General features: G+C 72.8%; 14 protein-coding genes and 1 pseudogene. 7 read left to right on the plus strand and 8 right to left on the minus strand.

Annotation, left to right across the window (positions count from 1 at the left end; genetic code table 11):
• Nucleotides 1-606, plus strand: coding sequence for a DUF6114 domain-containing protein (locus ACH4T9_RS29860; protein WP_396674593.1), 606 nt, complete (start codon nucleotides 1-3; stop codon nucleotides 604-606).
• Between the two features lie 135 nt (nucleotides 607-741).
• Nucleotides 742-1,719, plus strand: coding sequence for an NAD(+)/NADH kinase (locus ACH4T9_RS29865; protein WP_396674595.1), 978 nt, complete (start codon nucleotides 742-744; stop codon nucleotides 1,717-1,719).
• Here the strand turns inward: ACH4T9_RS29865 and ACH4T9_RS29870 are convergent.
• Nucleotides 1,716-2,036, minus strand: a pseudogene (locus tag ACH4T9_RS29870) (UDP-N-acetylmuramoyl-L-alanine--D-glutamate ligase); the annotation flags it as partial. The gene ACH4T9_RS29865 and the pseudogene ACH4T9_RS29870 sit on opposite strands and share 4 nt — an antisense overlap.
• 36 nt (nucleotides 2,037-2,072) lie before the next feature.
• Here ACH4T9_RS29870 and ACH4T9_RS29875 point away from each other — a divergent pair.
• Complete coding sequence (locus ACH4T9_RS29875; protein WP_396674597.1) at nucleotides 2,073-2,519, plus strand: hypothetical protein; 447 nt, start codon at nucleotides 2,073-2,075, stop codon at nucleotides 2,517-2,519.
• A 24-nt stretch (nucleotides 2,520-2,543) separates the two neighbouring features.
• Here ACH4T9_RS29875 and ACH4T9_RS29880 read toward each other — a convergent pair whose 3' ends face one another.
• Both ACH4T9_RS29880 and murD read right to left on the minus strand, forming a co-directional pair.
• Entirely contained in the window at nucleotides 2,544-3,365 is an 822-nt protein-coding gene (locus tag ACH4T9_RS29880) for a poly-gamma-glutamate hydrolase family protein (protein ID WP_396674599.1), read from the minus strand.
• A gap of 113 nt (nucleotides 3,366-3,478) precedes the next feature.
• Nucleotides 3,479-4,828, minus strand: a complete 1,350-nt coding sequence (murD, locus tag ACH4T9_RS29885) for a UDP-N-acetylmuramoyl-L-alanine--D-glutamate ligase (RefSeq protein WP_396674601.1) — start codon at nucleotides 4,826-4,828, stop codon at nucleotides 3,479-3,481.
• Between the two features lie 87 nt (nucleotides 4,829-4,915).
• Between murD and ACH4T9_RS29890 the strand changes: the two genes are divergently transcribed.
• Nucleotides 4,916-6,265, plus strand: a complete 1,350-nt coding sequence (locus ACH4T9_RS29890; protein WP_396674603.1) for a hypothetical protein — start codon at nucleotides 4,916-4,918, stop codon at nucleotides 6,263-6,265.
• 191 nt (nucleotides 6,266-6,456) lie between these two features.
• Here ACH4T9_RS29890 and ACH4T9_RS29895 read toward each other — a convergent pair whose 3' ends face one another.
• Complete coding sequence (locus ACH4T9_RS29895) at nucleotides 6,457-8,472, minus strand: PucR family transcriptional regulator (protein WP_396674605.1); 2,016 nt, start codon at nucleotides 8,470-8,472, stop codon at nucleotides 6,457-6,459.
• A gap of 121 nt (nucleotides 8,473-8,593) precedes the next feature.
• Here ACH4T9_RS29895 and ACH4T9_RS29900 point away from each other — a divergent pair, with 121 nt between their 5' ends.
• Entirely contained in the window at nucleotides 8,594-9,877 is a 1,284-nt protein-coding gene (locus tag ACH4T9_RS29900) for a serine hydrolase domain-containing protein (protein ID WP_396674607.1), read from the plus strand.
• 1,330 nt (nucleotides 9,878-11,207) lie between these two features.
• Nucleotides 11,208-12,245, plus strand: a complete 1,038-nt coding sequence (locus ACH4T9_RS29905) for a hypothetical protein (protein WP_396674609.1) — start codon at nucleotides 11,208-11,210, stop codon at nucleotides 12,243-12,245.
• Between the two features lie 77 nt (nucleotides 12,246-12,322).
• Here the strand turns inward: ACH4T9_RS29905 and argG are convergent, their stop codons facing one another.
• Together argG and ACH4T9_RS29915 are read right to left on the minus strand one after the other, a co-directional pair.
• The gene (gene argG, locus ACH4T9_RS29910) at nucleotides 12,323-13,774 is read right to left on the minus strand and encodes an argininosuccinate synthase (protein WP_396674611.1); all 1,452 of its coding nucleotides are present in this window, start codon (nucleotides 13,772-13,774) and stop codon (nucleotides 12,323-12,325) included.
• Between the two features lie 61 nt (nucleotides 13,775-13,835).
• On the minus strand, nucleotides 13,836-14,711 hold the full coding sequence (locus ACH4T9_RS29915) for a TrmH family RNA methyltransferase (RefSeq protein WP_396674613.1): 876 nt from the start codon (nucleotides 14,709-14,711) through the stop codon (nucleotides 13,836-13,838).
• Between the two features lie 56 nt (nucleotides 14,712-14,767).
• On the opposite strand from ACH4T9_RS29915, the gene ACH4T9_RS29920 reads away from it, so the two are divergent.
• On the plus strand, nucleotides 14,768-16,618 hold the full coding sequence (locus ACH4T9_RS29920; protein ID WP_396674615.1) for a thiamine pyrophosphate-requiring protein: 1,851 nt from the start codon (nucleotides 14,768-14,770) through the stop codon (nucleotides 16,616-16,618).
• 51 nt (nucleotides 16,619-16,669) lie between these two features.
• Here the strand turns inward: ACH4T9_RS29920 and ACH4T9_RS29925 are convergent, their stop codons facing one another.
• Both ACH4T9_RS29925 and ACH4T9_RS29930 read right to left on the minus strand, forming a co-directional pair.
• Nucleotides 16,670-18,934: a transglycosylase domain-containing protein gene (locus ACH4T9_RS29925; RefSeq protein ID WP_396674617.1), complete on the minus strand. Its 2,265-nt coding sequence runs from the start codon at nucleotides 18,932-18,934 to the stop codon at nucleotides 16,670-16,672.
• Between the two features lie 77 nt (nucleotides 18,935-19,011).
• Nucleotides 19,012-19,830, minus strand: coding sequence for a hypothetical protein (locus ACH4T9_RS29930; RefSeq protein WP_396674619.1), 819 nt, complete (start codon nucleotides 19,828-19,830; stop codon nucleotides 19,012-19,014).
• Between the last annotated feature and the right edge of the window lie 56 nt (nucleotides 19,831-19,886).

Genomic DNA, 19,886 nt, shown 5'->3' on the forward strand with positions numbered 1-19,886 from the left:
ATGACCGACGGTGGCGGGGCGCGCGTGGCCAGGCCGGGGCGTGGTGGCGGGGCGCGCGTGGCCGGAACGGCGCGCGGTGGCGCGACGCGGGGCGGCCGGTGGCGGGCCTGGCGGCGCAGCCGCCCCTTCTGGGGCGGGCTGCTGGTCGCCCTCGGCGGCGCCGAGATCCTGGTGACCCTGCGCGCCCCGCTGCCGGTGATCCTGCACATCGGGCCGCAGGGGCTGGCCGGCTACCTCGTGCCGGTCATCCTGCTGCTCTGCGGCGTGCTGCTGGTGGCCCACCCGCCCCAGCGGATCTTCTACGCGCTGGTCTCCCTGGTGCTCGCCCTGGTCTCCTGGCTGACCTCCAACCTGGGCGGGTTCTTCGTCGGGCTGCTGCTCGCGCTCGTCGGCGGCTGTCTGGCGTTCGCCTGGACCCCGGCCAGGAAGCCCCGCCCCGGCGCCGCCCCGGCGACCCACCCCGCCGCGACGGACCCGGTGGAGCCGGTGGGCGACCCGGAGCCCTTCGCCGCCCCGGAGCCCTTCGCCGATCCGGAGGCCCCCGTCGGCCCGGAGCCCACGCCCGTGACCGACGGGCGACACCGGCAGGGGGTCGACCAGACGTAGTCGCGCCGGTGGGCGCACCGGACGACCGGGGACGGCTTTCCCGGCGATGCGGACCCCCGGGCCGTCCGGTGCGTAACCTGTGCCCTGATCGGGTGGCCCTGCGGACAGACCGGCCCCGCCCGGGACGGGAGAGGCATGACCGACGTGTCCACACCAGGACGGGAGCCGTTCGTCCTGGGCCTGGTGGTTCATCCGCGCAACGACGTCAGCGAATCGGTCGCGACGGTGACGCGGGCCGCAGCGCGTCACGGCTCACCCGTCGTGGCGCGCCCGGGCGACGCCGCCCGGCTGGGCGACGGCGTGCTGCCCATGGACGACCAGGAGTTCGTCGAGCGCGTCGACGCAGTGATCAGCCTCGGCGGGGACGGCACCATGCTCGGCGCCATGCGTCTGATGGCGGGGCGGCAGACTCCCGTGCTCGGTGTCAACCACGGCAACCTCGGGTTCCTCATCGAGGTCTCCCCGGCGCAGCTGCCCGCGGCACTCGACGAGATGGTCAACGGTCGGTTCAGCCTCGAACCACACAGCTGCCTGGAGGTCGACGGCGACACCGGCTCGCTCGGACCGGCGACCGCGTTCAACGACATCGTGCTCACCTGCGAACGGCCAGGGACGGCAGTGACCCTGGACCTGGAGATCAACGACGTCCGCCACGGCTACTACCGTTGTGACGCGGTGATCGCGTGCACACCCACCGGTTCCACCGCCTACAACTACGCCGCGGGAGGGCCGGTCATCTCCCCGGCGATCCCCGCGATCGGGCTGACGCCGGTGGCGCCCATGTCGGGCGTCAGCCGCACCATCGTCCTCGGCGGCGAGGAAATCGTCACGCTCCGCAACCCTTCCGAGGAGGAGACCCTGCGGATGTCCCTCGACGGCGCGGCCGTCAGCCGGGTCGGGCCCAGGGGCCACGTGACCCTGCGGCTACGACCGAACGTCGTCAACGTGGTCCGATTCGACGCCGCCGCACTCGGGCGACGCAACCGCATCAAGCTCAGCCTCCTCGACCTGCCGCTGCGCCCCGACCAACTGCTCGAACTCGTACCCGAGCACCTGCGGGAACGCGCCAGGCAGATGCGGCGGTCGCGGGACGAGGCAGCCTCGGCGGACTAACCGGCGGTGTCCCGGACCGCCTCGGCGAAGACCTCGGAGCGGTGCTCGAAGTTGCGGAACCGCCCGTAGCTGGGCGCGGCCGGGGAGAGCAGCACCACCCCGCCGGCCGGGGTCAGCTCCCGGGCCCGACGCACGGCGGCGACCAGGTCCTCGACCACCTCGGTACGCACCTTCGGCAGCCCGGCGAGGGCACCCGCGATCCGCTCCCCGCTGTCCGGGATGCCGAGCACGGTCAGCTCCCGCTCGGCCAGGTGTTCGCGCAGCGGCGTGTAGTCCAGCCCCCGGTCGGTGCTCCCGACGATCACCGTCAACGGCCGCCGCGCCGGGCAGCCGGCCGCCGGTACGATCCGGCGGTGCGGATCGGTGAGGTGGCGCTGCCGACCGGCCCGGCGGGCACGGACGCCGAGGGATCACGGCCGGCGTACGGGACTGGGTGGGCCCGGCGCCGCTGCGCGCCCTGGTCGGGCGCTTCGGTGGCGACTGGCCGGGACGGGGACCTCGCGGCGGTGCTCGCGGCTCTCGACAACCTCTCGGCCCGGCACTGGGACTTCCGGGGCGGCCGGGAGCGCCCCGACGCCCGGGAACCGGCCCTCGACCCGGCCACCGCGACGCTGGTGGTCGCCACCGCCGCCGCGCTCGGCATGGTCCGCCCGGCGGAGCCCGCCCAGCCCGGGTACGCCCACCTGGTCGTGCTCGGCGGATTGGCGCACGCCTGTCAACGCCGGGTCACGTACGCCGCGGGCCTGCGCTACCTCCAGGAGATCCGCTCGATGCGCGCCCCGCACGAGGTGCAGGGCTAGCCCAGCACCTCTGCGGGGTCGCCGTCAGGCGCTGGCGCGCAGGGCGAGCGCCGCCCGCGTCGCGGACACGAAATCCCAGAACAGCGGCTCGGTGGTGTTCTTCCGCCCGGCCCGCGTGTTGGTGCCGAACATGGCGTTACGCAGCGGCGTGGTCAGCTCCAACTGCGCGCCCGTGCTCGAGAGCGTCCGGTTGCAGATGTTGCGCGGGTGGGTGCCGTCGATGTCGTCGTTGGATCCCTGGGCGACCGTGATGCCGACCGTCACGAACTCCTGACGCAGCAACTCCCGCAGCGTGCCGTCGAGCCCGCCGATCAACACGGCCGCGGTCCCCGCCGGCTCGCCGGCCTGCTCCGGGGTGCACCCGTGCAGGGTGACGGCGTGGCGGGCCCCGCCGCAGATCGACTCCGCCCACGGATCGTCACAGTTGACCGAGGTAACGTGCAGGTCGCCGTTGCCGGAGCTGAGCAGCCCTTCGAACATCCAGTAGTCGTGCAGCCCCCTGCCGTCGGTGGTCGCCGCCATGGTCGCCGGGTGGTAGCCGGCAACCGCGAGGCAGAGCTCCGAGGTGCCCGTCTCGATGCCGCCGCCGTGCGGCGCGAGGACCGCCACCTGGGGGAGCCCCGCGTCGGAGGTCAGGTGGTCGTCCAGGACCCCGTGCCGGCGGTAACGGCGGGCGTACTGGGTGCCCTCCACGAGGCCCGGGGTGGCGTAGAGCTCGGTGTTCGAGCCGTACAGGTCGCCGGTGGCCGCCCTGGCGGGGCTCCCGCCGGCCGACAGCAGCACGGGGCTGCCGACCGCCGCCGTGGCCAGTGCCGCCAGGACGGCCCTTTTCGACGCAACCCCCATGACCACTCCATCCAAACTTGCCGATACGTTCGGACGGAGCCTAACGGGTCGCCGGCTGCGGCGTGGTCCCGCGCGGACGTCAGCTGGCTGCGGTGTCGCGGATGGCGCGGGGGTCAGCCGGCGGCCGTGTCGCGGACGGCCTGGGCGAAGACCTCGGAGCGGTGCTCGAAGTTGCGGAACCGCCCGTAGCTGGGCGCGGCCGGGGAGAGCAGCACCACCCCGCCGGCCGGGGTCACCTCCCGGGCCCGACGCACGGCGGCGACCAGGTCCTCGACCACCTCGGTACGCACCTTCGGCAACCCGGCGAGGGCACCCACGATCCGCTCCCCGCTGTCCGGGATGCCGAGCACGGTCAGCTCCCGCTCGGCCAGGTGCTCGCGCAGCGGCGTGTAGTCCAGCCCCCGGTCGGTGCCCCCGACGATCACCGTCAACGGCCGCCCCTCGTACGCGTCGATCGCGTGCATCGCCGCGTACGGGCTGGTGGCCAGGGTGTCGTCGACGAAGGTCAGCCCGGACGGGTCGGCGATCTCGGTGAGCCGGTGGGCCAGCCCCTGGAACCCGGCGACCGCGACGGCGAGGGTGTCCTTCCGGGCCACCACGTCCACTCCGATGGCGTCGAGCACGGCGAGCGCGACACACAGGTTGCCCTCGTTGTGCCGGCCCACCAGGGGCAGCACGGCGCGGGGGAACAGTGGCCGGTCAGCGAGGTGGAACCAGGGCGCGCCGTCCGGGCCGGTGGCCACGTGGGTGGTGTCCGGGGAGCCGGCGCGCACGGCCGATCGGTCGCCCAGTTCGGCGGCGAGCCGCGGATCGGCACCGTTGACCACCACGGTCTCCGGCCCGTACGCCAGCAGGTTGAGCTTGTCCCGGTAGTACTCCCGCTCGCCGCCGTGCGCGTCCAGGTGCTCGGGGAAGAGCGAGGTGACCACCGCGACCCGGGGCGAGTCGGTCAGGTCGGTGCACTGGTAGCTGGACAGCTCCAGCACGTAAAGGTCGGACTCGGGCAGGTCCAGCAGCGGCACCCCGATGTTGCCGCCGAAGACGTTCGGCCGGTCGACCGCGGTGAGCAGATGGCTGATCAGGCTGGACGTGGTGGACTTGCCCTTGCTGCCGGTCACCCCGACCGTACGCCGGGCGTGGTCGGCCATCCACAACGCGCTGCCCTGGGTGACGGTGACGCCCCGGCGGCGCAGCTCGACCATCCACGGGTGGGTGTTCGGCACCCCGGGGGAGCGGACCACCACGTCGGCGGCGGCCAGTCGGGCCAGGCCCTCGTCGCCGGTGACCAGCGGGGCCGCCTCGGCCAGCGGGCCGTCCCACGGCAGGGCGAGGAAGTTGGCGCTGTCGTCCACGGCGAACAGGCCGGCCGGGCCGTGCGCGGCGATCGCGGTCACCGCCGCCCGGCCCTCCCGGCCGGCACCCCAGACGGCGACGGCACGTCCGCGCAGGTCAGACAGGCGCACAGGTGTTCTCCTCGGGCTGGGGGACGGTCGGCGGCCCGGTCCGGCGCAGCCGGGCACGGCCGGACGAACCAGGGCCTAGTATGGCGTGTGCCCAACGAGCAGCTCCGGCGGATGGACGCCTTCACCTTCCCGTCCTACTCGATCGACCTCGCCACCGGAGAGGCGTTGTTCGACTACGCCCTGACCGGCCCCGACGGCGAGCAACGGTTCACCGAGGTGATCACCCTGCCGCTGCCGGCCGGGCCGCCCTCGGACGCCACCGTGGCCACCCTGGGCCGGATCCTGGAGCTGCTGCACGTCGTCGCCGGGGTCAGCTACTACAAGGCCGCCGCGCCGCCCCGGCTGGTGCTGCCGGCGCCGCTCGGCCCGGCCGCCGCCGAGCTGGTCACCGCCGTCTACACCAGGGGCCTCGCCGAGTACGCGTACCGCAACCAGCTCCCGCACGTGCTGGAGCTGGTCCCGGAGATCCCCCCGGGCTCGGTGTCGCCCGCCCGCGAGTACGACAACTCCGACCTGCGCCCACTGTCGGCCGTCGGCGGCGGCAAGGACTCCATCGTCAGCCTGGAGGCGCTGCGCCGGGCCGGCCTCGACCCGGTGCCGTTCTCGGTGAACCCGAACCACGTCATCGTCTCCGTCAACGAGGCGTCCGGGCTGGCTCCCCTTGCCGCCCGGCGGCGGCTCGACCCGGTGCTGTTCGACCTCAACGCGGCCGGCGCGCGCAACGGCCACATCCCGGTCACCGCGATCAACTCGCTGATCGCGGTCGCCACGGCGGTGCTCAACGGACTCGGCCCGGTGGTGATGTCCAACGAGCGGTCCGCGTCCGACCCGAACCTGGTCTGGAACGGGCACGAGATCAACCACCAGTGGTCCAAGGGGGTCGAGGCGGAGGGGCTGCTGCGGGCGGCGCTGGCCGAGCACGCGGGGCTCACCGAGCCGTACTTCTCGCTGCTGCGCTCGCTCTCCGAGCTGCACATTGCCCGGCTGTTCGCCGCGATCGACCGGTACGACGACGTGGTGACGAGCTGCAACGCCGCGTTCAAGCTGCGCGACGCGAGCGAACGGTGGTGCCGCGACTGCCCGAAGTGCCGGTTCGTCTTCCTGGCCATGGCGCCGTTCATGCCGCGCGAGCGGATCATCCACATCTTCGGCGGCGACCTGCTGGCCGACGAGTCCCAGATCCCCGGGTACCGGGAGTTGCTGGGCGTCGACGGGCACAAGCCGTTCGAGTGCGTCGGCGAGGTCGAGGAGTCGGTGGTGGCGCTCAGCCTGCTGGCCGAGCAGGACCAGTGGCGCGAGGCCCCGACCGTCCGCGCCCTGGTCGACGCGATCCCGGAGACCGCCTGGTCGGCGGCGGCCAACTCGGACGTCTTCACCCCGGGCGGCCCCAACCACATCCCCGCCCCCTACGCCAAGGCCCTGACCACCCAAACCTGACCCCACCCACGCCGACGGGGCTGCTTCATGCTGGGTGGGCCCGCCCCGGCCCCACCCCGCCCCGCCCGGCCCCACCCCGTTGATCATGAAGTTATTGCCGTCCGGCTCCGCGTGTCGTAGCAATAACTTCATGATCAACGGGGTCGGAGAGGGCCGGGGCCGGGGCCGGGAGGGGCCGGGGGTGGGGTGGGTCAGGGGGTGCGGACGGCATCCAGGGCGAGCAGGGCGACGTGTAGGGAGATGCACGCCTCCACGGAGTCGAGGTCGACGTCGAGGATCCGGGCGATGCGGGCCAGCCGCTCGTAGAAGGCGGGCCGGGACAGGTGCGCCGCGGCGGCACCGGCCGACTTGTTCCGGCCCTGCTCCAGGTACGCCCGCAGGGTGCCGAGCAGCTGCTCCCGGGGGTGCCGGGCGTCGTACGCCAGCAGTGCGCCCAGCTCGCGCTCGACGAAGGTCTGGAGGCGCGGCTCGTCCCGCAGCAGGTGCAGCAGGCCGGCCAGCCCGACGTGCGGCAGCCGGAAGATCGGCAGGTCCCTGCGGTCCCGGCGGGCCGCGTCGGCGACCTGCCGCGCCTCGACCAGCGAGCGGCGTGCCTCCCGCAGGCTGCCCACCCCGGACCCTGCGGCGACGATCACCGAGGCCGGACCGGCGGTCCGGAGCAGCGACGGCGGCGCGCCGGGCCCGGCGGTCCGGGCGTGCGGGGGCGCGCCGAGCCCGGCCAGGGCCGCAGGGCCGGCGCCGCCCGGCCGGGCGGATCCAGCACCCGCAGCGGTCGTACCGGCTCGGGCGGACCCGGCACCCGCAGCGGCCGTACCGGTTCGGGCGGACCCGGCACCCGCAGCGGTCGTGCCGGTTCGGGCGGGGGTAGCACCCGGGGCGGATCCGCCGGGGCGGGCGGGGACGGCGTCGGGCGGGCGGGGCGGGGCGGCGTCCATCCGGTTGCGGCGCAGCGCGGCGGCGAAGGCGGCCAGCGCCCGCTCCTCGGCCGCCGCCTCGGGCAGGGCGAGCAGCACGCCGACGGCCTGGTCGTCGATGGCGCTGCTCAGCCCGGTCAGCTTCGCCTCGCCCAGGGCCTGCCCGACCGCCTCGGACAGGTCCCGCAGCCGGGCCGGTCCAGCCTCCGGGTCGGCCTGGCCGGACTCGCCCGGGCTGCCGACCTCGGCGGACGGTTCGTCGGCCCGGTACCGCACCACCACGCCGACCAGGTGCCGGCGTTCCAGCACCACCCCCAGCGCCCGGGCCCGCAGGGCCACCTCGTCGACGGGGCGGGAGTGGTCCAACAGGGCGGTGAGCAGGGTCCGGTGGATCTGCCGCTCCAACCCTTCCGCGTCGCGGCGGATCAGCCGCCCCAGCGCGAGGGCGGAGGCGGCCCGCTCGACGAGGATGGTCAGCCGGGTCGGCGGTCCACCCGGCAGCTGCCCGACCCGACCCGCCTCCGGGTCCGGCACCCGGTCGGGGACCGGCGCGGGGGTGGTCAGCTCACCACCGCCCGGCCAGCGCAGCAGCAGCCGGCCCCAGTCCTGCCCACGGGCCCCGACGGTGGTCACCAGCCAGCCACTGTCCGAATCGTACGCGGTGCGCCCGGCCGGGCTGATCCGCCGCGAGTGCTGCTCCCAGCCGTCCAGCAGCAGCTCGGCGCTCTCCCCCGCCGGGTCGTACGCGAGCACCTGCCGGGACAGGTTCTCCAGCACCACCGGGCAGCCGGACAATTCGGCGGCCTGCCGGACCACCTCCGCCGGGCCGGCGCCCTCGACCGACAGCTCGGTGAACCGCTGGTGGATCTCCTCGGTCGCCCGCAACTCGGTGAGCTGGGCGTCGACGATCAGCGCGTGCACAGCCTCGGTCACCCGGACGAACGGGGTGGCCCGGCGCAACTCCACCAACGGCAGGCCGCGCCGCTCGGCGGCAGCGGCCATCACCCGGGGCACGCCGCTGACGTACCGGCGACCCAGCTCGACCACCAGACCGGAGACCCCGACGTCGGCCAGTGCGCCGATGAACACGCGCAGGCCGGCGTCGTCGGCGGGCAGCCCGATGCCGGTGGTGAGCACCAGTTCGCCGCCGCGCAGCAGGGTGGCGATGTCCGGCACCTCGGCCACGTGCACCCAGCGCACCGGCCGGTCCAGGCCAGCCTCCCCGGCGACCAGGCGGGGCGCGCCATGGCGGACCGGGTCCAACGCAAGGACCTCACGGACGGTAGGGAACACGGGCGACACGCTACCGTCCGTGACGTCGATCCTGTACCACCAGTCGGCCCGGCCGTGCCCCCTCGACATCGATCTTGTGCAGTACGGTGCCTTTCGACCACGACCAATCGGAAGGAGCGGCATGGACGGGACAACTGTCAGCCGGCGCGGGTTCGGCAAGCTGGTGGGCGCCGCCGCAGGGGCGGGGGCGCTGGGGGCGCTCGGGGTGGGCGCGACGGCTGCCCAGGCGGTGCCGGACACCTGGACCGCCACCGGCACCACGGTCGCCGCGCTGAGCGCGTTCGACAACGCGATGAAGGCGTTCATGCAGGCCAGACACATATCCGCCGGGCAGCTCGCGGTCACCTACCAGGGGCGGTTGGTGCTCGCCCGGGGGTACGGCGACAACTCCCCCCAGCCCATCCAGCCGACCTCGCTGTTCCGGGTGGCCAGCCTCTCCAAGTCGCTGACCGCCGCCGCGCTGGTCCGGCTGGCCCAGGACGGCAAGCTGGGCCTGGACGACCAGATCACGCAGTTCCTCCAGTTCACCCCGCCGGCCGGCCAGGCGGCCGATTCCCGGCTGCCCCAGGTCACCCTCCGGCGGCTGCTCCAGCACACCGGCGGTTGGAACCGGGACCTGACCGCGTTCGACCCCCTGTTCAAGGACGCGGTCATCGCCGGCTCGCTCGGGGTGCCGATGGAGCTGACGCACGCCGACGTCATCCGGTACATGTCCGGCCAGCCGCTGTCGCACGCCCCCGGCTCGACAGTCTCCTACAGCAACTACGGCTACCTGCTGGCCGGTCGGATCGTGGAGAACGTCAGCGGCCTGCCCTACGAGACGTACGTGCGGCAGAAGCTGCTCGCGCCGCTGGGCATCACCCGGATGGCGACCGGGTGGACGATCAGCCCGCACAGCGGCGAGGTCGGCTACGAGTCCCAGTACACGGGCCCGACCGTGCTGGACAACTCCGGCACGGTCGTCAACGCCCCGTACGGCACGTTCAGCATGCGGCTGCACGACGCCAACGGCGGCTGGCTCGCCTCGGCGGTCGACCTGGTCCGCTGGGCCCGCGCGTTCGAAAGCGGCAGCCCGGTGCTCAACAGCACCTCGACCGGGCAGGTCTTCGCCACGCCCGCCGGGCTCGGGGTGAACCCGGACGGTTGGTACTACGGGATGGGATGGGCGGTCCGCTCGGTCGCCGGCGGCACCGGACGTAACATCTGGCACACCGGCAGCTTCGCCGGTACGTACAGCCTGCTGGTCCGCACGTACCACGGGCTGAGCTGGGCGGCGGTGTTCAACCGGCGCGACGATCCCTCCGGGCTGAGCTACGCCCCGATCGACTCCGCGCTGTGGACGGCGTCGAGCGCCGTGACGAGCTGGCCGACGCACGACTTCTGGTCGACGTACTTCCCCGCCTGACCCGACCGCCGGCGGTGGGCGGAACATCGCCCGCCGCCGACGCGGGGACGGGGACGCCCGTCCCGTGGCCCGGAACGGGCGGACGTTCCGGGCCCGGGCGCGGCTGATCCGCCGCGAGTGCTGCTACCGCCGCCCAGTCCCGGGCCCGCGCCCGGTTGAGGAAGCGTTCCTGCAGGTTGAGGCCGCGTTCGGGGTTGACTGTACGAGCTGGGCACGGGCCTCGGCCATCAGCCCGCTCAGGTAGAACAGCAGGGCGGTACGGTCGCCCCGGTACTCCACCGGCAGGCCGAGCCGGGCCGGCTGGCAGGGCCATTCCGCGCCGCAGTTGCGGCACCGCCAGAGCGGGCGCATCGGCGCGTGCGGGATCATCCGATGTGTCATCGGCTCATCCGCAGGGCGATGGCACGGACCTCCTCGTGGCTCAGCGGCAGCCACCAGAGGAACCGCCGTACCACCGAATCGCGGTTCTTGGACAGTTTCCGTCCACTGTCGACAAAAACCGTCCAAGATCCGGGGCGGTGGGCGAAGTTCACGCCGCGGCAGAGACGGGGCGGGGCGGTGTTCGGGGCGGGGTCGGGCGGGGCGGGGTCGGGTGCCGCGGCACCACCGGTGGACCTTCAGAACCCTCCGCAAGGTCAGCCCGCGCCCCTGGAAGATCGGGGACATCGTCGCTGCGACCCTGGCCCAGGGCCCGGCAAGGTCGTGAGGGTCTCCGGCTCGGCAGGCCCCAGGGGATACGCGCGCTGCCGACACCATCGGCCCCTGCCGGGTCGACCTCGGCCTTTGCCGGGTCGGCCCGCCCTGCGTCGGCCCCTGTGGAGCTGCCCCGTTTGTGCTGTCGATGGGAGTGGGAGCGTGGACGGGGCAGCTCCATAGGGACCGAAGGGCAGGTCGTCCCCGACCGGGGGGATTCGTTCAGGCCGCCGCCCGACCGCCAGGTGTACGGGGCGGCGCAGCGGCGATCTCCCAGGGCATGTGCGGGAGAGGGGACAGGGCGCAGGACCGACCAGACCGAGGCCCTGGCCAGGGATCTCGGGTCATCCGCAAGGAGCGGAACGGGATTCCCGGAAGGGGGATGAGCTTCGGGCGGGATCGGACACTCCGCGGCTTTGCCGGGGCCCTAGAACCTGGTCATCCTCCACATCGAGACGAGACGGACGGACCACCTAAAACGACAACCACCCCGTCACTCGGAAACGCTCATTCAGTCCCGTAAAGCCCGACGGGTACTGACGGATTCTGGACAGATAGTGATTCGTGAGACAACGGTCCGTCGCTGTTCGGTATTGTCGGCGACACCAACGTCGAGAAGTCACCCCGAGGAGCGGAATTGCTCTACATCAACAAGGTACCGATCCCCGACCTGAGCGTCGAGGGCGCGCTGGCTCCGCACGCTCAAGACATTGAGAGCGCATTCACCAAGTTCATCGAATCAAGCGGGGAGGCCCTCGACAATCCCACCAAACAATCAGTTCTCGAGCAGTTGATCAGGTGGTCCGGGCCAGCGGGAAAGGAAATGTTCCCGTCCTGGTTGGCGGCCGTACGCGCCGCTAACGCCAAAGTCAAGACCGGCGGGCTTCTCGGGGCCAGCCGCATGGAGGAGGCGAAAGCCCACAACGAAGAGCACTTCAACATGGCCATGGGCAGCGTCAACTGGGCCAACTGCGGCAAGACCTCCGACAACATCCTGTTCGAGCTGAAGAAACTCCACCCCGAACTCGCGGGCGGGATCACGGGCGTAGAGCGGCTGACGGTGCCCGCCGGAAAGGGCGAAGCGGCGAGGCGGGCTCTCAGCGCAGTGCCGCAACAAGGGCAGATCCTGCTCCTCGACTGCACCTTTCCCTTGGTTCACACATTCGTACTTGAGGTCCACTCGAACGGGAACCGCTACCTGTGTCAGGGTTACCAGGGCGCTTATTTCGCCAGCTGGTGGACGGGCAAGGACGACAGCGGTCTGAACATCGGCAAAGAGCAGGACAGGGACGTCACCGAAGCGGACCGGATCCGGCTGAACGGGATCCGGGATGGATGGGGCCTCGGCAAGGCCATTCCCGTCGACAGGTTCGAAACCATGGTGCGCACCCTCGCCAAGGCGCTCGACATCGCTGGCGCACAGGACATCGCCGAGGGCCACAACGACAGCGACAAGGTGGCCGAACTCGCGGAACGCGAGACCGCCGCGTGGCGTGCGTTCGCGAATTTCTGGTTGGACCTGCCGTTCTTCCCGGTCAAGAGGGAGGCCGACAGCATCGGAAAGCGGACCACGCGCCCCGAGATCCAGATCACCCGCATCCAGTTGCCGGACCTCACCAAGGGCGCCGGCACCTCGATCTCCGTCCCGGTGGTGCCCAACTCCATCAAGGGCTGACGCCTCCTCAGGCCGGGGTCGTCGCGGCGGCGGGGTTCGAACCCTACGGCTTTACCGGTCCCGTCCCGAGGCGTCGCTCAGTCGACGCCGAACTCCATCGCGGCGCGGTCAAGTGCCTCGTCGTCGGCGGAGGAGACGCCCCGGGAGGCGATCGCTTCCGCGCCGCCCTGTGGCATCGCACCGATCAGCCCGGTCGAGGCTGCCTGTGCAGCGCCGACCATCCGCTGAGGGGTCGTGCCGCCGACCAGGCCAAGGGTGGCGTACTGCTCCAGCTTCGCCCGCGAGTCGGCGATGTCCAGGTTGCGCATGGTGAGTTGGCCGATCCGGTCCGACGGGCCGAACGCCGAGTCCTCGGTACGCTCCATCGACAGCTTGTCCGGGTGGTAGCTGAACGCCGGGCCGGTAGTGTCCAGGATCGAGTAGTCCTCGCCCCGGCGCAGCCGCAACGTCACCTCGCCGGTGACCGCCGTGCCGACCCAGCGCTGCAACGACTCGCGCAGCATCAGCGCCTGCGGGTCCAGCCAACGCCCCTCGTACATCAGCCGACCGAGGCGGCGGCCCTCGTTGTGGTAGTTCGCCACGGTGTCCTCGTTGTGGATGGCGTTGACCAGCCGTTCGTACGCGGCATGCAGCAGCGCCATGCCGGGCGCCTCGTAGATGCCCCGGCTCTTGGCCTCGATGATCCGGTTCTCGATCTGGTCCGACATGCCCAGGCCGTGCCGGCCCCCGATGGCGTTGGCCTCCAGCACCAGATCGACGGGGCTGCCGAACTCCTTACCGTTGATCGTCACCGGACGACCCTGGTCAAAGCCGATCGTGACATCCTCGGTCGGGATCTCCACCGACGGGTCCCAGAACCGGACTCCCATGATCGGGTTGACCGTCTCGATGCCGGTGTCGAGGTGCTCCAGGGTCTTCGCCTCGTGCGTGGCACCCCAGATGTTGGCGTCGGTGGAGTACGCCTTCTCGGTGCTGTCCCGGTACGGCAGGTCGCGTTCGAGCAGCCACTCCGACATCTCCTTACGCCCGCCCAGTTCGGTGACGAAGTCGGTGTCGAGCCACGGCTTGTAGATGCGTAGCTGCGGGTTGGCCAGCAGGCCGTACCGGTAGAACCGCTCGATGTCGTTGCCCTTGAAGGTCGAGCCGTCGCCCCAGATCTGGACGTCATCCGAGATCATCGCCCGTACCAGCAGGGTCCCTGTCACGGCCCGGCCCAGCGGGGTGGTGTTGAAGTACGCCCGCCCGCCCGAACGGATGTGGAAGGCCCCGCAGGTCAACGCTGCCAGGCCCTCCTCGACCAGGGCGGCGCGGCAGTCGACCAGGCGGGCGACCTCGGCGCCGTAGCTGAGCGCGCGACCGGGCACCGAGACGATGTCTGGCTCGTCGTATTGGCCGATGTCAGCGGTGTAGGCGCAGGGAACGGCACCCTTGTCGCGCATCCAGGCGACCGCGACCGAGGTGTCGAGGCCGCCGGAAAAGGCGATGCCGACACGCTCGCCGATGGGCAGGGAGGTGAGAACCTTGGACACCAGGAAGACTATGCACTAGACCGCATCATCATGCAAACCGAAGCGCTCGGCTGGACCGGCGTCAGCCCGGTGGGTCGTCGCGACCCAGTTCCCAGAACGCCACCGCCGCAGCGGCGGCGACATTCAACGAATCCACTCCGCGCCGCATCGGGATGACCACCCGTACGTCGCTGGCGGACTGGGCCGCCGCGGTGAGGCCGGGACCCTCGGCTCCCAGCAGCAGCGCTGCCCGCTCGCGCTGCGCCGGAGTCAACCGCTGGATCGGTACGGCGTCCGGAGCCGGCGTCATGGCAAGCACGGTGAAGCCCGCTTCCCGCACCTGGTCCAAACCCGCAGGCCAGCGCTCGAGCTTGGCGTACGGAACCGCGAAGACCTCCCCCATGCTGACCCGCACGCTGCGCCGGTAGAGGGGGTCGGCGCAGGACGGGGACAGCAGCACCGCGTCGATGCCAAGCGCGGCGGCCCCCCTGAAAACCGCGCCGAGGTTGGTGTGGTTGTTGACGTCCTCGAGGATCACCACCCGCCGGGCGTCGGCGAGCACCTCGGCCGCGTCCGGCAGCGGCTTGCGGCGGAACGAGGCCAGCACTCCCCGGTGCACGTGGAAGCCGGTGGCCCGCTCCAGCACCTCCTGGGTGGCCGCGTACACGGGGGCGTCGCCGGTGTCGAGGTCGGCGAACTGGTCGACGCGCTTGGCGTCGACCAGGAACGACCGGGCCGGGTAGCCGGCCCGCAGCGCCCGGCGCAGCACCAGTTCCCCCTCGGCGATGAACAGGCCGTGCGGCGGCTCCCACCGGGTGCGCAGCTCCACGTCGGTGAGGGCGCGGTAGTCGGAGATCCGGTCGTCGTCGGGGTCGGTGATCTGGTGGACGGACACCCGGCGATTCTGCCGGACCGCGCCGCCGGCCCCGCGCGCCGGTCGTCCCGCGGCGTTTTGCACGGGTACGACGGGGAACGCGCCCGAGGACAGCAGACGCGACCGGAGGGACCTGACGGGTGAGCGCGAACCAGGCAGGCGGGACGGCCCCGGACGGACAGGGTGGCCTGCCGAAGGGCGCCACCGTCGCCGACCACATCGTGGCCCGGCTGTCCCTGTGGGGCGTACGCCGGTACTTCGGCCTCCCCGGCGACGGCATCAACGGCATGACCTCGGCGTTGCAACGCGCCGCCGGGCGGGTGGAGTTCGTCCAGGTGCGGCACGAGGAGACCGCCGGTTTCGCCGCCTCGGCCCACGTGAAGTACGGCGGCGGCCCGCTCGGCTGCGCCCTCGTCACCAGCGGCCCCGGGGCGGTCCACCTGCTCAACGGCCTGTACGACGCGAAGCTGGACCACCAGCCGGTGGTGGCACTGGTCGGGAACACCGCGCTGACCGCCGAGGGCGGCGGCTACTACCAGGAGATCGACCTGCTCGCCCTCTACAAGGATGTCGCCTCGGCGTTCCTGGCCCAGCTCGACGACCCGTCCCAGGTGCGGCATCTGGTGGACCGGGCCTGCCGGACGGCGCTGGCCCGGCGTACCGTCACCGCGCTGGTGCTCCCCCTGGACGTGCAGAACCGGCCGGCGGTGCCGGACCCGCCGCACGCGCACGGCTACTACCACACCAGCGCCGTGCCGAGCAGCGCCACCACCGTGCCGCCGGAGGCGGACGTGCGCCGGGCCGCCGAGGTGCTGCGCGGCGGCGAGCGGGTGGCGATGCTGGTCGGCCAGGGCGTGCTGGGCGCCGAGGCCGAGGTACGCCAGGTCGCCGACCGGCTCGGTGCCGGGGTGGCCGCCGCCCTGCTCGGGTTCGCCGCCGTCGACCACCGCGAGCCGTGGGTCACCGGGGCGATCGGGCTGCTCGGCACCCGGCCGAGCTGGCAGCTCATGCGCGACTGCGACCGGCTGCTGATCGTGGGCAGCAACATGCCGTACTCGGAGTTCTACCCGCCCGAGGGGCAGGCCCGGGCCGTGCAGATCGACGTGGACGGCAGCCGGATGGGGCTGCGCTACCCCACCGAGGTCAACCTCACCGGCGACGCCGGGCCGACGCTGCGGGCGCTGCTGCGCGAGTTGGGCCCCGGCCCGGCACCGACCGCCTGGCGGCAGAATATCGTCGACGCCACCTCCGCCTGGCGGCGTGCCCAGCGGGAGATCGCCGGCCAGCCCGCCGACCCGGTGAACCCGCAGTCGCTGTTCACGGCGCTGGACGACCAGCTACCCGGGGACGTGATGCTCTCGGTGGACTGCGGCACCAGCACCGCCTGGTACGCCCGGCACGTGCGGGTCCGCCCCGGGATGCTGGCCAGCCTGTCGGGCACCCTGCTGTCCATGGGCGGGGGCATGCCGTACGGCATCGCGGCGAAGTTCGCCCACCCGGACCGGCCGCTGGTGGCGCTGCTCGGCGACGGGGCGATGCAGATGAACGGGGTCAACGAGCTGATCACCGTGGCGAAGTACTGGCGGAGCTGGTCGGACCCCCGGTTCGTGGTGCTGGTGCTGAACAACCGGGACCTCGCCTTCGTCAGCTGGGAGCAGCGCTCCACCGAGGGCACGCCGGCGTTCCCGGCCAGCCAGGACCTGCCCGACGTCGACTACCACCGGTGGGCGGAGGTGCTCGGCCTGCGCGGCGTCCTGGTCGACTCCCCCGACCAGGTGCCGGACGTGTGGCAGCGCGCCCTGACCGCCGACCGGCCGACGGTGATCAATGCGGTGGTGGACCCGGCGGAGCTGATGCTGCCCCCGCACTTCACCGCCGAACAGGCGCGCAACACGGCGGCGGCGATGCTGCGCGGCGACGCCGACCGGGCGGGGATCATCCGGCGCGGCCTGCCCAGCGCCGTCGCCACCTGGCGTCCCCGCCGCCGCTGAGCGCGTGACGAGCCCTCTCAGCCTCGGCCCCGGTTGAGACTCGGTCGCGCCTCAGCCTCGGCCGCGGTTGAGCCAGCGGAGCACGTCCGGAGGGAGGTTCTGTTCCTGCTGCCGGCGCTGTTGCGTGGGGCTCGGCTCCGGGGCCGGGCGGTGCACCTCGCCGGCCAGCTTCCGGCTGGGCGGGGTGAAGTCGCGCACCGGCTGGCCGTTGACGGCGGTGCGGATGGTCCGGGCCACCGCGTCGATCACCTTCGCCTGTACGGCTGAGCCGACCGAGTCGCCCGGGTCGTCCGGGTTGGCGGCGATGCCGGCGACGGCGACCTGCGGGGTGAAGCCGACGAATGTCTCGGTGGCGTTCTTCTCCGAGCTGCCGGTCTTGCCGGCGACCTGGCGGCCCACGATCCGGTCCACCGAGGTCGCGGTGCCGCCGTCGCACTGGGCGAACGTGGTCTGCTGGCCGACCGGGCAGCGCGCCGCGTCGGTGGCCGCCCGGGCCACGTCGGCGTCGAGCACCTTGCGGCAGGACGGGTCGCCGACCGGAACCCGGTCGCCGTCTGCGGCGGTCACCGAGACCACCGGCAGCGGGGCGCAGTACGTGCCCTCGGCGGCCACGGTCGCGTACGCGTTCGCGAGGTCGAGGGGGGTGGTGGCGGCCACGCCGAGGGTGAACGACCCCCAGTTGGCGGCGTTGTCCTTCGCGAAGGCGGCGTCCGAGTCGGCCCGGAAGGTGATGCCGAGGCGCTGGGCCATCTCCACCACCTTCGCCGGGCCGACCTGTTCGGCGAGCCAGACGAAGTAGGTGTTCACCGAGCGGCCGAAGCCGTCCCACATGGTGCGGTAGCCGTCCATCCACTGCGGGTTGGCGTTCGCCGGGCACCACTTGCCATCGCAGCTCGCCTCGCCCTCGGCGGCGTACCGGGTGGGCAGCCGGCTGGGCGCGTCGAAGCCGGTGGCGAGCTGCTTGCCGTTCTCCAGGGCGGCGAGCATGGTGAACAGCTTGAACGTCGACCCGGCCTGGTACCCGTCGACGCCGCCGCCACCGGAGATCAGCGGGTTGACGGTGTTGGGGCGGTTGGCCTGCCCCTCCGGGTTGTCCTCGAGGCTGTAGTGCCGGTTGACCGCCATGGCGAGCACCCGGCCGGTGCCGGGCTGCACGGCCGCGATCGGCAGGGCGCGCTTGTTGTCGTACCCGTAGACGGCGGTGGCCTGCTGCTGCGCCGTGGCCTGGATCTTCGGGTCGAGGGAGGTGACCACGGTGTAGCCGCCCCGGCGCAGCGCCTGCTCACGCTCCTCGACGGTCTCACCGAACGTGGGCTGGGTGAGCCACCACTGGCGCAGGTAGTCGCAGAAGAAGCCCCAGTCGTCGTGGCCCTGCGCCACGGCGGTGCAGCCGTTGGGCTGCCGGGTGGGGCTCAGCGCCGGCTTCTGCGCCTTGGCCGCCGAGGCCTGCTCGGCGGTGATCGCGCCGGTGCCGGCCATCGCGTCGAGCACGTACCCGCGCCGGGCCAGCGCCGCGTCGGCGTCGCCGTCGATCGGGCTGTACGCGTCCGGCGACTGGACCAGGCCGGCGAGCAGGGCCGCCTCGGGCAGGGTCAGCTCGGCCGGGGACTTGGCGAAGTAGCGCTGGCTGGCCGCCGCGATGCCGTACGCGCCGGAGCCGAAGTACGCGATGTTGAGATAGCCGTTGAGGATCTCGTCCTTGCTGAGCCGCTGCTCCAGCGCCGTGGCGTACCGGATCTCCTGGAGCTTGCGCCCGACGGTCTGCTCGGTGGCGGCCTGCCGCTCCTCGGCGGTGCGGTTCGGGTCGGTCTTGAGCACGTTGCGGACGTACTGCATGGTCAGCGTGGAGCCGCCCTGCTCGGTGCCGCCGCCGGTGACGTTGGCGACCAGGGCGCGGGCGAGGCCGCGCAGGTCGGCGCCCCCGTGCGAGTAGAACCGCCGGTCCTCGGCTGCCACGATGGCCTGGCGCATCACCGGGGCGATCTCGGCCAGCGGCACGTCGGTGCGGTTGACGTCGTAGAACGTGGTGATCAGCGTCTTGCCGTCGTTGGCGTAGAGGTACGACCGCTGCGGGGTGATCGGGGTGCGCAGCGCCTCGGGCAGCACGGCGTACGACCCGATCGCCGACTTCGCGGCGTACCCGAGCAGCAGGTTGCCCGGCAGCGCCGCGACCGCCAGGACGAGACCGGCGAGCACGCCGGCGAGGAGCACGGTGAACAGCCGCGACAGCGGCGACCGGGGTGGCGGCATGGAGCCAAGGATTGCCACGAAAGCCGCGATCCGGCCAGCCCCGGGGGCGATTGTCAGGTAATTCACCGCGTCCCGCCAGGCGCTTCCCCACCTGGGCGGCAGGGAGCGGGACGAACCTCCCGAACGGCCGGCGGAAAACCGGGTCAGCCTGCGGCGAGCGGGCCGCCGCCGGGACCTGCCGTCGCGCCGCCGCCCGGGGCGGTGGCGGTGGCGACGCTGGCGCTGGCCGCGTCCCGGGCGATCGCGGCGGGGACCAGGCGGCCGGAGCGGTACCCGATGCCGATGCCGGCGATCAGCACGAAGATCGCCCCGAAGGTCTGCAGGGATCCGACCAGCGCGCCGCCGATGCCGACCAGCGGGGCGGCGATCATCAGCATCGCGCCGTCGCCGATGCTGAACATGCCGGAACGGGCCACCGCCCATCCGGTGAGGAACCAGCCCACCGTGTAGCAGGTGGCCCCGAGCAGCACGAGCGTGCGGGCCGTGGTGCCGAAGACCGGGGCCTGCCCGGTCAGCCCGGCGAAGGGCAGCATGAGCACGGTGCCGGCGATGCTGACCAGCAGCCCCGCGGCGGCCACCCGACGGCTGCGGGTGGCGGCGAGCAGGCCGGTCAGGGCCAGCAGGGCGAGCAGCCCGAGCCAGACGGCGGCGACCCAGCCGACCAGGTAGAGCTGCCCCCCGTCGGCCGGGTACGGGGCGTTGCCCACCCCGCCGTCGCTGGCCATCGCGACCACGCCGTACAGCACCGCGTACGCCGGCAGCAGCCACACGGCGGCGCGGCCGAAGCGGCGCAGCGACCAGGCCCAGGTGGCGTCGGTCGCGGGACGGGCGGGCGTCGGCTCGCCGACGAACGGCAGCACCCCGAACCCGCCCCCGGTGCGTCGGGTACCGATCGGCCCGGCCGGGTCGTGCGCGCCGGGCACCGGGGTGCTGGAGAAGAGCTTGTCCGCGGGATCCTTCATGCGTCACCTCGCTGCGCTGGTCGGCGGGGCGGGACGCGCCGCGGCGCCCCGGCTCC

Origin of the sequence: Micromonospora sp. NPDC020750, from assembly GCF_044334565.1 — a bacterium.
Lineage (GTDB): Bacteria > Actinomycetota > Actinomycetes > Mycobacteriales > Micromonosporaceae > Micromonospora.

Bases quoted from the DNA above. Each gene is read 5' to 3' on its own strand.
- ACH4T9_RS29860 (WP_396674593.1), top strand. From the start codon at position 1: ATGACCGACGGTGGCGGGGCGCGCGTGGCCAGGCCGGGGCGTGGTGGC.
- ACH4T9_RS29865 (WP_396674595.1), top strand. From the start codon at position 742: ATGACCGACGTGTCCACACCAGGACGGGAGCCGTTCGTCCTGGGCCTG.
- ACH4T9_RS29880 (WP_396674599.1), bottom strand. From the start codon at position 3,365: ATGGGGGTTGCGTCGAAAAGGGCCGTCCTGGCGGCACTGGCCACGGCG.
- ACH4T9_RS29900 (WP_396674607.1), top strand. From the start codon at position 8,594: ATGGACGGGACAACTGTCAGCCGGCGCGGGTTCGGCAAGCTGGTGGGC.
- ACH4T9_RS29930 (WP_396674619.1), bottom strand. From the start codon at position 19,830: ATGAAGGATCCCGCGGACAAGCTCTTCTCCAGCACCCCGGTGCCCGGC.